This is a genomic window from Kiloniella laminariae (genome assembly GCF_027214005.1).
In the GTDB taxonomy this organism is placed as follows: Bacteria; Pseudomonadota; Alphaproteobacteria; order Kiloniellales; family Kiloniellaceae; genus Kiloniella; species Kiloniella laminariae_A.
In genome coordinates, this window is the sequence record NZ_JAPWGY010000001.1 from 677,393 (window position 1) to 692,054 (window position 14,662).

The 14,662-nt window shown below is 55.2% G+C and carries 12 protein-coding genes; 8 read left to right on the plus strand and 4 right to left on the minus strand.

Annotated elements, in window-relative coordinates; all coding sequences use genetic code 11:
- Positions 1-85: 85 nt before the first annotated feature.
- Positions 86-2,248 carry a sensor histidine kinase gene (locus O4H49_RS03060; protein ID WP_269421941.1) on the plus strand — a complete coding sequence of 721 codons (2,163 nt, stop codon included), beginning with the start codon at positions 86-88 and terminating at the stop codon, positions 2,246-2,248.
- Positions 2,245-3,714 carry a hybrid sensor histidine kinase/response regulator gene (locus tag O4H49_RS03065; protein WP_269421942.1) on the plus strand — a complete coding sequence of 490 codons (1,470 nt, stop codon included), beginning with the start codon at positions 2,245-2,247 and terminating at the stop codon, positions 3,712-3,714. Before O4H49_RS03060 ends, O4H49_RS03065 begins: the two co-directional genes overlap by 4 nt.
- Before the next feature lie 34 nt (positions 3,715-3,748).
- On the opposite strand, the gene O4H49_RS03070 is transcribed toward O4H49_RS03065, so the two are convergent.
- The 3 genes from O4H49_RS03070 to O4H49_RS03080 all read right to left on the minus strand — a co-directional run bounded on the left by O4H49_RS03070 (position 3,749) and on the right by O4H49_RS03080 (position 7,841).
- Positions 3,749-5,647 carry a methyl-accepting chemotaxis protein gene (locus O4H49_RS03070; RefSeq protein WP_269421943.1) on the minus strand — a complete coding sequence of 633 codons (1,899 nt, stop codon included), beginning with the start codon at positions 5,645-5,647 and terminating at the stop codon, positions 3,749-3,751.
- 228 nt (positions 5,648-5,875) lie between these two features.
- A complete protein-coding gene (locus O4H49_RS03075; protein WP_269421944.1) occupies positions 5,876-6,931 on the minus strand; it encodes an alpha/beta hydrolase family protein in 1,056 nt (351 codons plus the stop codon).
- A 118-nt stretch (positions 6,932-7,049) separates the two neighbouring features.
- On the minus strand, positions 7,050-7,841 hold the full coding sequence (locus O4H49_RS03080; protein ID WP_269421945.1) for a class II aldolase/adducin family protein: 792 nt from the start codon (positions 7,839-7,841) through the stop codon (positions 7,050-7,052).
- 157 nt (positions 7,842-7,998) lie between these two features.
- Between O4H49_RS03080 and O4H49_RS03085 the strand changes: the two genes are divergently transcribed.
- From O4H49_RS03085 to O4H49_RS03105, 5 genes are all read left to right on the plus strand, one after another.
- The gene (locus O4H49_RS03085; RefSeq protein WP_269421946.1) at positions 7,999-8,865 is read left to right on the plus strand and encodes a LysR family transcriptional regulator; all 867 of its coding nucleotides are present in this window, start codon (positions 7,999-8,001) and stop codon (positions 8,863-8,865) included.
- A gap of 157 nt (positions 8,866-9,022) precedes the next feature.
- On the plus strand, positions 9,023-9,970 hold the full coding sequence (locus O4H49_RS03090; protein WP_269421947.1) for a substrate-binding periplasmic protein: 948 nt from the start codon (positions 9,023-9,025) through the stop codon (positions 9,968-9,970).
- 309 nt (positions 9,971-10,279) lie between these two features.
- Complete coding sequence (gene dctP / locus O4H49_RS03095) at positions 10,280-11,272, plus strand: TRAP transporter substrate-binding protein DctP (RefSeq protein WP_269421948.1); 993 nt, start codon at positions 10,280-10,282, stop codon at positions 11,270-11,272.
- A gap of 96 nt (positions 11,273-11,368) precedes the next feature.
- Positions 11,369-11,902 carry a TRAP transporter small permease subunit gene (locus O4H49_RS03100; protein WP_269421949.1) on the plus strand — a complete coding sequence of 178 codons (534 nt, stop codon included), beginning with the start codon at positions 11,369-11,371 and terminating at the stop codon, positions 11,900-11,902.
- Complete coding sequence (locus O4H49_RS03105; protein ID WP_269421950.1) at positions 11,902-13,176, plus strand: TRAP transporter large permease; 1,275 nt, start codon at positions 11,902-11,904, stop codon at positions 13,174-13,176. The genes O4H49_RS03100 and O4H49_RS03105 overlap by 1 nt, the downstream gene beginning before the upstream one ends.
- Before the next feature lie 89 nt (positions 13,177-13,265).
- Here O4H49_RS03105 and O4H49_RS03110 read toward each other — a convergent pair whose 3' ends face one another.
- Positions 13,266-13,718 (minus strand): DUF4399 domain-containing protein, encoded by a 453-nt coding sequence (locus O4H49_RS03110; RefSeq protein ID WP_269421951.1) that lies wholly within the window; start codon positions 13,716-13,718, stop codon positions 13,266-13,268.
- Positions 13,719-14,071: 353 nt separating this feature from the next.
- On the opposite strand from O4H49_RS03110, the gene O4H49_RS03115 reads away from it, so the two are divergent.
- The gene (locus O4H49_RS03115; RefSeq protein WP_269421952.1) at positions 14,072-14,635 is read left to right on the plus strand and encodes a GNAT family N-acetyltransferase; all 564 of its coding nucleotides are present in this window, start codon (positions 14,072-14,074) and stop codon (positions 14,633-14,635) included.
- The last annotated feature ends 27 nt before the right edge of the window (positions 14,636-14,662 follow it).

Here is a 14,662-nt window from a genome sequence, read left to right on the forward strand (position 1 = left end):
GGAAACAGTTCACCATAAGAGCAGCCTGTGAACGCCTTGGTGCAGGTTGGCTGTTGCTCTACCGATGGAGACAGGAGGAGTTGAGATGCCGGTATGGTTGAAGCTGCTTCTTGGCTTCCTGGTCTTGAGCCTCTTTCCCCTTGGCATGATGTGGCATTCTGAAAACGAGTTGGCCAGGGTGGTTGACCGTATTGGTGACGTATCAGACAGAACAGCAGGAATAACGACTGATGTTGCCTGGATGAGAAGAAATGTCGACGATACCTTTCACAGCATCAAGGAGCTGGAACAGGAGATTGAGAAAAGTATCTCTCTGGCGCGGGATATCTACAGCAAGCCGATGCAGGCCATGAGTTTTGCAAGGGCAGCGCAGAACAATTTTATCACAATAGACTATGCACTCTATAAGGGGTATCGCGAAGAAAATCTGGCAGCCGAGAAAGTCAGGATAAATAAAAAATTCGAAATCTTCCTGCGCAATTTTGCCTATGCGGAAAAGCGTTCCATTGCGGTGGGTTCCGAGCGCTATTTCACACAGATCAAGGATCTGTTGATGGAGTGGGAAGCGCAGAAGGATATTCTGATTGGCGGACAAGGAAATTATGACAGGCTCGCGCCTGTTTCGGAAAAGTTGATCGAGGCCCTGTCAACCATTGTCGAGTTTGAATCTGCTGCCGGCTATGACATTGTACTGGCCTCGGAAGACAGGATTGAGCAGGCAACAAGGATACTTGAAAATATTCAGGGCGCTTCGGAGGAAGTCCTTGCCAGTTCCGGTACAGTCCATCGCTCGGCTCGCTCTGCCTTCAGGACGACCCGGACCAACATCGCCGAGGCGGAACAGGTCCTGAAGACTAACCGGATAATCTCCAGCATCGGCACGGTGAGCAGTATGCTTATTGCGCTGGCGCTGGCGCTTAATATCATTCCGCCCATCAGGCGGGCGGAAGCTATTGCGAGCAACATTGCTGCAGGCAATCTGGAAAATGAGATCCAGACCCGGCGCAAAGACGAATTTGGCAGACTGTTTCGCGCCCTGGATATCATGCAGGGCGACCTGAAACAGAAGATGACTGTTGAGGGCGCCCGTTTGCACGAGGCCCAGGCCCGTTTGGCGCTGGTTGCCCAGATCAACGCTGCCATAGAAAATCTTCCCATTGGTGTGCTGATGGTTTCAATTGATCTCACGGTGCTGCGCTATAACCAGAATCTGTTGATGTTATACGGCCTGGAAGAGGGAGAAGTGTATACGGGCATGCCGGTGGCCGAGCTGGTCGAGACCGTTTCGATGAAGCCGATTGTCAAGGAATCTGAAAGAGAGAAATTTATCCAGAACACTCTGGATTTCTACACCACGAAAAAACCTTTCCAGATCGAACGCAGGTTTCATAACGGGATCACTGTCGATATCAGAGGGAACATCGTGGAATCTGTTGGATATGTTATCACGGTGTCGGATATCACTCACCTGAAGGAATTGCAGGAGGAGATGGTCCAGGTTGAGAAAATGGCGGCACTTGGCCAACTGGTGGCTGGCGTGGCTCATGAAATCAACACGCCAATCGGTTTGGGTGTCACGCTTTCCTCGCATCTGGAAGAGTCTGTCAAGACAGTCCAGCAGCAGTTCAAAGCCGGGTTGTTAAGGGCGAGCGGGTTTGAAAAATTTATCAGCGAAATTGCAGACGGCACCCGAATGATCTCGCAAAATCTGGGGCAGGCCTCGCGGCTGGTTCAGAGTTTCAAACAGGTTTCTGTTGACCAGCATCTGGATGAACTGCGTCCGATCAGTGTCTATGACTATGCTGAAGACGTGCTGCGCAGTATGCATGCCAAGTTCAAGCCGACACATATCAACATTCACCTGGCGGGAGAGAGAGACAAACCCATTCGGATCTATCCCGGTGCTGTCGCCCAGATCCTGACGAACTTTCTGACAAATTCCTACCTGCATGCTTTTGATGACGGCAACAGGGCAGGAAATATCATTATTACGGTGACCCAGCTCGGGGACAAGACCCGTGTGCGATACGAAGATGACGGAGAGGGGATATCGGAAGCTTACCTGAACAAAGTCTTCGACCCCTTCTTTACGACCAGACGCGGTGGGGGCGGGACTGGTCTGGGATTGCATATCGTGTACAATCTTGTCGTGCAAAAACTTAAAAGTGACATTCGCTGGGGTAGTTCCCCCGGTGTGAGTACCTGGTTTGAATTTGATCTGCAAAATATTGAGGCCAAGAGAATATGACGCAAGCTATTCATGATCCGGAGAAATCCCGCCGTGATAGGGAGGCAGCTGCTGATGAAGACAGCAAGGCTGCGGACTCTCCTGATAGCCTGAGCAAAGAGCTGTCTGAAGAAACAGACCTGTTTGGCGAGAGTATTCCCTTTGAAGAAACAGGAGATTTCGAGGACGAAGAGACAGATGATTTTCTGATGTTTGCCGAGGCCGAGACAGATCCGCTCCCCGATCCTTCCTTTAAGGAATCCTGGAATATTCTGATCGTCGATGACGATCCGGAGGTTCACGATGCGACGGTCTTTGTCCTGCGCCATTTTGAATTCAAGGACAAGGGAGTTCGCTTTCATCACGCCCTTTCTGCACAAGAGGCAAAGGTGATCCTGGAAGCGCATCCCGAGATCGAGATCCTGCTTCTGGATGTGGTCATGGAAACGCAGGATGCCGGCTTGCAGCTGGTCAAGTGGATCAGGGATGTACTCAAGAACAAGAAAATCAGAATTCTCTTGCGAACCGGACAGCCGGGGGATGCACCGGAAAAGCAGATTATCCGGGACTATGATATCAATGATTACAAATCCAAGGCCGAACTTACCGCCTCGATGCTCTTTACCTCACTCTATGCCTCTTGCCGTGGATATCATGATCTGATTACGCTTGAAAACCAGACCTTGCAGCTGGGTCTGGCGCTGGCCAACCAGCAGCAACAGAACAAGATGCAGAGCGATTTTATCTCGATGGCATCACACGAATTCAGAACCCCTGTCGCGATTATTGACAGCAGCGTTCAGCGTCTGGAGCGTCGGCTTGATGACCTGGAAAAGGATTTTGTTGATAAACGTCTCCGGCAGATCAAGGCGGCGACCCAGCGGATGTTGACGCTGATTGACAGTACCCTCAGCGCTTCGCGGATTGAAGCAGGGGAGATCGAGATCGAATTGGGATCTGTCGATCTGGCAGGGATGGTCGCCAAGCTTTGCAACAGCCAGCAGGATATTTCGGACCGGCACAAAATTACCTATGATGTAAGAGATCTGCCCCGCGACCTCCTGGCCGACCGTTCAAAGATGGTCCAGGTTTTTACCAATCTGCTTTCGAATGCGGTAAAATATGCACCGAATGCACCCGAGGTGATTGTCAAAGGCTGGGTCAAAGAGGGGAATGCCTATGTTTCGGTCCAGGATTTTGGCATCGGTATCGCCCCGGAGGACCACGACAAGATCTTCACCCGGTATTTCCGCTCGCGTAATACATCGGGCATATCGGGTACCGGTATCGGTCTCTGTCTGGTCAGCTGGCTTTTGGAGGTCCAGGGCGGATCGATCACCTTTGTAAGCGAGCTCAATGTTGGCTCAACCTTCACCGTGAAAATGCCCGTCCAGGCGAAAGAGGGCGGACCTTCCGAGTATGCAGATGTTCCGCTCTGCTCGGAAGACTGCCACTGCTGGAAGCCCGGCCCCAAAAAGCCCAAGTGAAGATATTCAGATAAATCGCCACTTTCCGGCTTTTCTACGTCGGGGAGTACCCCAGGCGCAGGTTGCCCCACTGTTTGCCGTGGACGGTGATCGGGGCGGAAAGATCCTTCATCAGGATAAAGTTGCCCCCGCCCATATCGCGCAGGTAGCTCTGGAGCAGGTAGGGGGCGGTGTTGGCCCCGGCGGCAGCCCCGGTGCGGTCGGTAAAGATCCGGCGGTTGCGGCAGTTTCCGGCATTCCAGACCGGGTCGTTCGGCCTTTGCGGATGGTTGTATTTCAGATTGTGAGTGGGCAGGTAACCGTTGACATCCACAGCGGCACAGAAGGCCACGCGGCTGTCAAAATCGAGCACCGTTTCCTGAAACTCGGGCAGCAGCTTGTCGGTGAGGGGCAGGTAACGGGTCAGATGCTGGAGGGGATTGCTGTCTTCCACGGCCTGATAATCCCGGTCAAACAGATCCTCAAGTGATATTTCTCCCTGGTCAACGGCCTGTTCAAAACGGGTGGAAATGCGCCGGGCGCTGCGGATACAGCGGGCGATAAAGGGCTGGTCGATAGCAATGTTACCGTCGAGCAGCGCCGTGATGGCAGACTGGGCCGGTGTGCTGAAATCAAAGCTGCAGCCCGTCGGAGAGACGGCGGTAATGCGGGCGGCAAAGTCACCCAGGGGCAGGAGGTTGAGGCTGACTTCCCTGTTCACCTCCGGGACGATGTTGTCAGCAGATGCGGCAGAGTTTTGGGGCGATCCATCAAAAAACAGCTGGCCGCCGGATGCTGTCATCTGGCGCAGACGGCTGTCGACAAAACCGGGAAGGCCGGGGATGGTCAATCTGCAGTCGAGATCGAAAGGCACAAACGCCGCGGCAACAGCGGCGGTTTTGTCACCGTTTTTGTCACCGTTTTTGTCATAGGTTTCGCTGTTCGTCTTCGCGGGTTCTGCTGCTGCAGGGGCATAGCTGCTGCGCACGGCGGTCTGCAGGCGCAGGTTCAGGGCTTCGACCAGTTCGTGCAGGCTGTGGGCGCTGTCCTGATGCCGGGTCGTGGTTTCTGTGACATGATTGACCTGTCCGACGACGTGCGCCATGGTCGCCGTGACCTGGCGGGTGCTGACGGCGGCCTGTTGCGCATTGCGGCCGATTTCGTTGACGGCGGCGACCTGTTCCTGGACCCGGTCGGCGACTTCAGAAGAAAAATCCTCAACCTCGCCAATGACTTTTGTGATACTGGAAATTGCCTCGACCGCCAGTCGGGTGACCTGCTGGATTTCCTCGATCTGTGCCGTGATATCCTGGGTGGCTTTGGCGGTCTGCTGTGCCAGGCTTTTGACCTCGCTGGCGACCACGGCAAAACCCTTGCCCGCATCCCCGGCCCGCGCGGCCTCGATGGTGGCATTGAGCGCGAGCAGGTTGGTCTGCCCGGCGATGCCTTCGATCAGGCGGACCACACTGCCGATACGTTCGGAGGCACTGGCCAGGGTCTGGATGGTCTCGGCAGCCTGGGTTGCTTCAGCAGAAGCGCCCTTCGCACCTTCTGCTGTCTTGGCCACATGGTCGCCGACCAGGGCGATGGAGGCGTTCATTTCCTCGGTTGCTGCTGCAACAGCATCGACATTCTGGGTCGCGGTTTCCGCATCCACTTCCAGCTGCCGCGAACGCTCGGCCACATCGTTCAGGGCCTGTCTGGTTTCCTCTGAGGCCGCGGTCATGGTTTCTCCGGCCTTCTGGGCCTGGCTCATGGTGCCTTCGAATTCTCCCTGAAGGGCATCGCCCAGGGTATGAAGATCCCGGCGGGCATGACAGGCGGCGCGACAGGCAATCAGGTGGGCTTTGCTGTAGAGCGCAGGAGAAGCGTTTTCAGCTGCCATATCAGGATAGTTGTCAAGATTTGCATGCACCATAGCTTTGCCGGGCTCAAGAATTCCTGAGCGGTTCATTTGCTTTAGACCTTTCAAAGTCTCGCAGTACCGGTTTTTATTCTTATGATTATACGAGCGGAACTGTTTTTGTTGTTCTTAAGCTCTGGTGACCCGCTGAAGAGGATCTGCTATTAAAGTTAACAAATAGTTTTCTTTGGCGGGATGGCCCTGATTCCTGTCCATCTGTGTATCCCAGGCCTGTGTATCCCAGGCCTGTGTATTCCGGGCCTGATTATTCTGGCCTGATTATTCCGTGACCAGTAGGCGGGGAGACAAAATGTCGATGATTGTGGTTGAAATCTCGGTATGCAGCGCGTCTCGGTCACGCCGACCAGGCTCCCTGCAGATGGCTTGGTCTTCGCCTTCCTCTGCCAGGATGGCAGCTCCGGCGGGTTTACAGATATTGAAAACACTGAATTGTGAGGCAGTCTCCATGATTGTGTAGCGGCTGTCCGGGATCAAGGTTGCCAGAACTGATGCGTCCAATCCAGGCGGGAGAGTGTCAGGCGCCCCCAAGTTCAGTATCGCAGTCGGGGATGTGATCGCGCTCAGGCTGTCGGGCGAAAAGACTGTCGAGAGTTCAGGATCAACCGCGATGGCGATCTTGATACGGGGATCCAGGTTGGAGCGGGCAATTCTGGTGGCATCGACCTGGTGCAGATCAACGTTGTTCTGGGCGAACCAGCGGCAGTCAAGACCCGTCCCGCCCTCATCACAGCTCTGGCTATAGCGATCAGGATCAAGTTGCGCGCCGACAAGTGAGAGAACAGAGCTGCCGCCCAGAAAGAACCCGAGAGCCCCAACCCTGTCCGGCTTGATATGTCTGGCCCAGGAGGTGTTGGTTTCAAGGTCGTCCAGCACTGCGGAAAGATCACCGGGGCGCAACCAGATTTCAGCCGGAGCAAGATGTGCATCGCTGGCGCGAAGCCGCGGCGGCTGGACAACAAGGGCGATAAAACCTTGTGCAGCAAGACGTGAACCGATCCACCCGCCAAGGCCGGGCGCTGCCCTCATCCCGCCCAGCGAGACAAGCACGACAGGAAAGGTGCCTTCGGCGATGGGGGCGTCCCTGGAGCCCTGCACACCGATAAAAAGAGGCGTATCACCGACCAGTACGGCTTCTCCTCCGGCTCCTGCCGGGTACCAGGAGGTAACTTCCAGCAGGCTTTGTCGCTCTGGTGAGGTGATCTGCAGGGTTGAAACGCCGACCAGTTCCCCGGCATTTGCTGTTTTGTCTGGATCAACGACCAGATTGACTGTGACCAGAAGGGCCAGAACAGCGCATATCCGCTTCAGTTTCATCCGTTTCACTTTCATCGTTCAGGGCTCAGGGACTGCCGTTTTGATAACGCATAAAAGTGAGTTAGGCACTTGTTTTTGCTTTTCAAGTTTGCCTGATCGACTGAAGCTATCCACTTTATTACTCGCGATAGGAAGGATCTGTCTGGTCCAGCATGGCCTTGAGCTGGTCAAAATGGGCAAAGGAGGCGTCTTTGAAATCTTCCCAGCTGCGGGCGGTTTTTTCGGCAATCTCGTCGCTGAGAATGCTGAGCTCCTGACCCGTCGAATAGGCCAGGATCAGGGTCTTGGCGGCGCGTTCCAGAAAATAGAGATCTTCAAAGGCCTCGGCGATGGTATTGGCGGCAACTGCGACACCGTGGTTGCCCATCATCATGACCGAATGGTTGCCAAAGGCGCGGGCGATACGCTGGCCTTCGGCGGCATCATCAGCCAGACCGCCAAAATTCAGATCGATGGCCATACGGTTGAAAAAGCGGGCGGTGTTCTGGTCGATCGGCTTGATTGACGGGTCCTTCAGGGTTGCCAGTGCGGTGGCATAGGCCGGGTGACAGTGCAGCAAAACCCGGGCGTTGGGCACAGCGGCATGCACGGCCCCATGAATACACCAGGCGGTAGGATCCGGCGCATCCGGGCCTTGCATGGCCTCGGGATCATCCGCATCCAGTAACAAGAGGTCGCTGGCGCAGATGGTCGAGAAATGTTGCCATTTCGGATTGAGCAGAAACTTTTTCCCGTCTGAAGACACTGCGGCAGAGAAGTGATTGCCGACGGACTCATGCCAGTCAAAATGCACCGCGAGGCGAAAGGCCGCGGCGAGATCGACCCGCAGCTGCCATTCCGCGGGATCATACGCCTTGCCTGTACGGCCAGAGATGATCTGGTTGGTGGAATGGTTGGTTATCTGGGACATAGGGTTTCTCCGGCAGAGGGGACAGCGTATTCAATCGAGGGCAGACAGCTGGTCATCAGGTGATTCTGGAAGAAGGCAGAAGCATTTACAAACGAGAAAAAAGCAGTAGTGTCATAAGTGAAACTAATGCCTGAATAATGACAAAGGAAAGCCGGGTATGAGTGGCAAGCGTCTTCCCCCGTTGAACTGGCTTCATGCCTTTGAGGCCTCGGCCCGGCAGCTGTCCTTTACCGGGGCGGCGGCTGAGCTGAACATGACCCAGTCGGCAGTATCGCAGCAGATCAAGGCGCTGGAACAGCGACTTGGCCATCCGCTTTTTATCCGTCGTCCCCGCAGTCTGTTGCTGACAGAAGCCGGAGAGCGTTATCTGCCCGTGGTACAGGATGCCTTTGACAGATTGCAGCGGGGAACCCGGGCGCTGACAGGCGAGGGCGAGGCAGAACGCCTGACAGTCCAGTGCAATATGGCCTTTTCGATTTTCTGGCTTGCCCCGCGGCTGCCCGGTCTGTTGAAACGCTTCCCCTGGCTGAGCATCAATGTGGTCCCGGAAATCTGGATCAATCAGGCTGAACCCCTGGCCCCGGTGTTGATCCGCTATGGGCGCAAGATTGAACAGGGGCTGGAAGCACGGCTGTTGTCGCGCGGCAGCTTCTATCCGGTTTGTGCCCCGGAACTGGCCGGGGCGGCGGACTGGCGCCGGGATCGGCTGTTTGACTGCAGCGGGGTTTTCTGCTGCTGGGAGAACTGGCTGGCGGATCAGGGAGAACAGTTGCCGCCGGGGCAGAACATCAACCTGGCCTCGACCTATTCCATTACCCTGAGCGCCGCGTTGCACGGGGCGGGGCTGGCCATGGGCCATGATGTGCTGGTGTCTGACCTGCTGCAAAGCGGGCAGCTGGTGCGCCCTTTCGCGCCGGAAGTGCGGATGCAGGAAGCCTATTATCTGATCCAGCCGGCGCGTCACAGCCAGACCCGGGCCAGTCAGGCCTTTGTCAGCTGGATAGAGGAAGAGTTCGGACTCTGAGCCAGCAGGGCGGGATAATATTCACAGGATTTGTTCTGGCTTTTCTGTTATGATGATCTCGTCAGTTCTTACAGACAGTTTGAGGATACCTCAGGAGAGAGCGGCATTTTACCTTTCAGCTGCAGCTTTTGAGGGGTGCCGTTTCGGAGTAGGAGAGATGATCAGGACAGCTGAAAGCGGCATTTTCCAGAAAAACCGGGAAATGACAAAAACAGGATCGCAGCCGGGCAAGCTGTTCTTCGGGGTATTGGCCCTGTTTTCGCTGTTCCTGTTCCTTTCTGCCGCGGTATCTGCCCAGCAGACAGCTCCCGATCCGTCCGCCCAGACTTCTCCTCAAATTTCCCCCCAAACTTCACCTCAAATTTCACCTCAAATTTCAGGGACAGACCCAGCCCATGGCAGTGAAACCCACCCCTTGCAGATTACGGTCGGGGAATGGCCGCCCTATATTTCAGAAAAGCTGGATCACCACGGGGCGGTTGCCCATCTGATTTCCGATATCTTTGCCGCCGAAGGCATTCCGGTCGAGTTGATATTCCTGCCCTGGGGCCGCGCCTATTCCGAAGCGGCCAACGGGAATTTTGTTGCCACCGGGGTCTGGATGCACAAGGCCGAACGCGAAGCGGATTTCCTCTATAGCGAGCCGGTTCTGAACGAGGAATTTGTGTTTTTCCATCGCGCAGACATGCCTTTTGACTGGCAGGATTTCAGCGAACTGACCGACCAGCGCATGGGCGGCGGGATCAAATACAGCTACGGCCCCGGGCTGGATGCCTATCTTGACAGCGGGCAGATCTATATGGATCGCCTGCCGACCGACCGTCAGAATTTTGAAAAACTGCTGGCAGGACGGATCAGTCTCTATCCCCAGGAAGTCAATGTGGGCTATGCGGCCTTGCGGGAAAACTTCCCCCCCGAAGTGCAGAAACTGATTACCCACCACCCGCGGCCCGTGCTGGTCAACCTGAGTTACGTGCTTTTCCCCAAAAGCCTGCCGGACAGTGTTGCGCTGCGTGACCGGTTCAACACCCGCCTGCAGATGTTCCGCAACAGCGGCCTCTATGATGTCTATATGGATGCACTCAAGGACGGCAGGTATATGTAAGCAGGGACATGTACTCTGCGCAACTGTCCTGGAAACAGACACAGATAACGGGACATAATCTTTTCTAACAATGTATTTGTCTTTTGTTGCTGATAGTTACAAAATCAATTGTGTTTTTCACATCTTTTGCACGTCAGGTTCTTTACGTGCATCTAATCCAAACTGCGCATCTGGTCTGATTTAAATCGGACCAAATCTAATATCTGGCCCTGTATTCAAAACCTTTGTTCGTGGGTGTTATGAACAGCCAAGGACTTTCAGGTGATCAGATCAACAAGCTTGCTTGATAAAAAAACAAGAGGGGAAAAAATGAAACACTGGATTTTGGGGGCCGCCGTTGCGACCGGGTTGGCCGTATCAACCACATCGGCTTTTGCCGAAAAAGTCATTCGGGTAACGTTGCAGCTGCCGGAAACCCATTCATTGGGGCAAAACTGGATGGATTTTGCCCGGATTGTCGAGGAAAAATCCGGCGGTGAGCTGAAAATCCAGCTCTTTCCCTCGGCCCAGCTGTTCAAGGATCAGGATGTGCCGAACGCGGTCGGAACAGGTGCCGTTGAGGCAGGTTCCGCTTTTATCGGGCGCTTTGCCGGCTCCGTTCCGGCGGTTGATGTGATCGCCATTCCCTTTGTGTTTGAAAATGAAAAACATCTGCGGGCTTCTGTTGCTCCGGGATCAGAACTGCGCAAGGAAATTGACGGAGCCATCGTCAAGGAAACCAATGCCAAGGTTTTGTGGTGGCAGGCCTTTGGCCGGAATATCTATCTGAACAATGGCTCGGCCATTCGCACCCCGGCAGATATCAAAGGCAAGAAAGTCCGCACCTATGGCAAGGTGCACGGCTGGACTGTCGAAGCCCTGGGCGGTGCACCGACCCTGATGTCCGGTTCGAAACAGTTTCTGGGGTATCAGCAAGGCGCGGTTGACGTCGGCATGACAGGGGCCTCTGCGGTCAAGTCGCGCAAACTGTTTGAAGTGATGGATCACATGACCCTGACTTTTGACAGCGCGATCGAGTTTGTCGCGGTGATGAATCAGGATTTCTATAACGATTTGTCTGACGCGGAAAAGGCCATCATTGATGATGCCGCTTTGGAGGTTGAAGCCAAACTGCGCGATGAAATCTATACCGAAGAAGCTGAAATCGTTGATGAAATGAAATCGGTGATGACCGTGGTTGATCTCAGCGATGCCGAGCGGGCCGAGTGGGTCGCGGCGACAGAGGGCGTTGTCACCCGCTTTGTCGAGGAAACCGGTGAAACCGGCGCTGCCTCGATTGACGCAATCAAGGCGGCAAAATAAATCCGGTTAAAACAGGTTCTGGTATCTACTGCCGGAGCCCTGGTTCCAGGCCGGGGCTCCGGGTTGTTTTTACCTCAGTGAATGCAGGAGTGAGCCATGAACAGCGCTCTGCAGCTTTTTATGCGGGGAATAGATGCCCTGTCTGATGGGGCGGGGAAAATTGCGGCCTGGTGTCTGTTTGCTATCGGGTTTTTCATCACCTATGAGGTGGTGATGCGCTACGTCTTTGTTGCCCCGACCATCTGGGTTGATGAGGTCAGTCGTTATCTGATGGTCTGGGTGGTGTTTCTTTCGTCAGCCTATGTGCTCAAGCGACAGGAGATGATCACGATCGAGGTCTTTCTCGCCGAGCCTTCTTCCCTCGGGCGCAAGCTTGCCGAAACCCTGGCGACGGTGATGTTATTGATCTTTGCAGGCACAGCGGTCTATTTCGGCTTTCAGATCTGGCTGAAATATACACTGGCCGGGCACACTACCGACAGTTATCTCGCCCCGCCAAAATGGCTGACCCATGCCCCGGTCTGGGTCGGAGGCCTGCTGTTTTCCCTGCAGGGACTGGTACAGCTGATCCGGGTCTGGCGTGACGAGTTGCCAACCCCGAAAGACAACACGCTGGAAATATCGCACTGATGGAAGCTTTTTTGATTCTGACGGCCTTGCTGGCCTTGCTGTTGTTGCGGACCCCGGTTGCGATTGCGCTGGGGGGGCTGGGGGTGATCCTGCTGGTGCTCAAGGGACTGCCGCTGGTGGCGGTGCCCCAGCGTCTGCATGGCTCGGTTGACAGCTTTGAACTGCTGGCGGTGCCGATGTTTCTCTTGATGTCCAATATTTTGCTCAAGGGCGGGGTCGGGCGTGACCTCTATGCCGCGGTACAAAGCTGGGTCGGCCACTGGCCGGGCGGGCTGGGCGTGGCGACAATCCTGTCCTGCACCCTGTTTTCCGCCATCTCGGGCTCTTCGGTTGCGACAGCTGCGACCGTCGGCACTGTTGCCATTCCCGAAATGACACGGCGCGGCTATGACCGTCCCTTTGTGTTGGGGATGCTGGCAGCCGGGGGAACTCTGGGTATTCTGATCCCGCCGTCCATTCCCCTGATTATTTACGGGGTGGTGACAGAGACATCCATCCCGCTGCTGTTTCTGGCGGGGATCGGGCCGGGGCTGTTTCTGGCCGGTGCCTTTATTGTCTATGGCCTGCTGTTTGCCCGGATTACCGGTGCGTACCAGCCGATGCCCAAAGCGAGCTGGGGCGAGCGGGGCCGGGCGTCGCTGATGGCTTTGCCGACGGTCTTGCTGGCTGTCGGGATTGTCGGGTCGATCTATGCGGGGATTGCTACCCCGTCGGAAAGTGCGGGGCTCGGTTTTGTCTTTGCACTGGTGATCACACTGGCCATGAAGCGGCTGGATTTTGCCATGCTGAAAGAAGCTGTCCAAAATTCGCTCAGCACCACTGTAATGATCCTGATCATTATTGCCGGGGCCAAAGTCTTTTCCTATGCGATTACACTCTATCTGATCCCCCAGTCGATCAGTGTACTTCTGACGGAAAACATTTCTACGCCGGGTCTGTTCGTGCTGGCTGTCGGGGCCGTGCTGCTGATCATGGGTTTTTTCCTCGAAAGCCTGTCGATGTTGCTGATCATGGTGCCGGTATTGTTGCCAGCGGTGCTTAACGTCAACATCGATCCGATCTGGTTCGGGATCTTTTTTGTCGTGCTGATTGAAACTGCGTTGATCACACCGCCGGTGGGGATGAACCTTTTTGTCATCCAGGCCGTGGGCAAGGCCAGCCTGCAGGAAGTCGCCAGGGGGGCCCTGCCCTTTGCCGGGATCATGCTGGCAACAGCGGTGTTGCTCTGGTTCTGGCAGGATCTGGCGCTCTATATTCCCTATGCGCTGCGGTGATTAACCCTTGCGGGGCATAGATGACCAGGGCTGACAGCTTGTCGTAAAGCGCCAGCCCTTTGTCATCGTCAGGTGCTCAGCGGGTCAGGTTATTCCACCGTGATGGTGATCACTTCAGAAAAGACCGGCGGGTTGTGCGGGATGTGGTCCTTGTCGGCCAGCACCAGCTGTAGCGTGTGGGTGCCGGGGGCGAGGTCCAGTGTGGTTTCGGTCTGACCGCCGCCATAGTGGATGTGATGGTCATCAGCGGGCAGATTGGCGTCAAATTCATCTGCGCCGTCTTCGCCTTCACCCAATGCCGGACGGTCGATCAGCAGGTGATGATGCCCGGTTTTTTCCTTGTCAATGCCCGCAGGCGCGACACCCATGCCGGAAAGACCAAAGATCACCTTTACCGGGGCCTTGACCGTGGCGCCGTCTTCCAGATTGACAAAATACTGCACCGTACCGGGGACAGAGGCTGTTTCTCCGGCAAAGGCTGAGCCGCTGAGGGCAAGGCTGAAGCAAAGTGACAGTGCAGAACGTGAAAGAATGTTTTTCATGTGCTTTTCCCTGATGTGGTATGAAGCCTGATGTGACGCGAGGCCTGATATGACGTGAAGCCTGATATGACGTAAAGATAGCCCGGTCAGATTATTTTCAAAGGGATCGCCCGACCCCTGTTCCGGGTCAATCCGGCGAGACGTTAACCATACTATAGTTTTATGAAAATGTGTCTTTTTAATTGACCTGTCAGATGACAGAAGCGCGTAAAGGTTGTTTTCGTTTTTGCAAGGCAGACGAAAAATGCAGGGTTGTTGGGCAGAAAAAAGGCGCTATAAAATCTTCTCGCTCCTTTGCTGATACGCCGTTTCGGCGCGGGTGTTTCCGATCTTGTTTTTTTGGGGGATCTTTGATGGCTGACTTTTTTCCTCTTTTGACTGATCGCCTTTGCTTGCGCGCCTTTCGCGCGGAAGACCTCAGCGCCTTTACCCGCTATCGCAACCAGCCCGAGGTGGCACGTTATCAGAGCTGGAGCAGTTTCACTGCCGAGGATGCCCGGCGGTTCTGGCAGGGGCAGCAGGATCTCGCCTTCAACCGGGATGACAGCTGGTTCCAGATTGCGCTGGCCCGCCGGGAAGATGATGTTCTGCTCGGCGATATCGCGGTGCATTTTTTTGACAATGGACAGCAGGCCGAACTGGGCTTTACCCTCGACAGCGATCACCAGCAACAAGGCTATGCCCGAGAAGCGTTGGACTGTGTGCTTGATCTTCTGTTCGCGCGTCTGGACAAACACCGCCTGAGTGCGATCATCGACACGCGTAACGAAGCTGCCCGCAAGCTGCTGGAAAAATCCGGCTTCCGGCGCGAGGCCCACTACCGCGAGAATATCCACTTCAAGGGCAGCTGGTCCGATGAATACGGCTATGCCCTGTTACAATCCGAATGGCGTCAGGCCCGGGGCCGTTCCGGCTAGAAATTCTCGCTCTCCCCAAAAAGACAT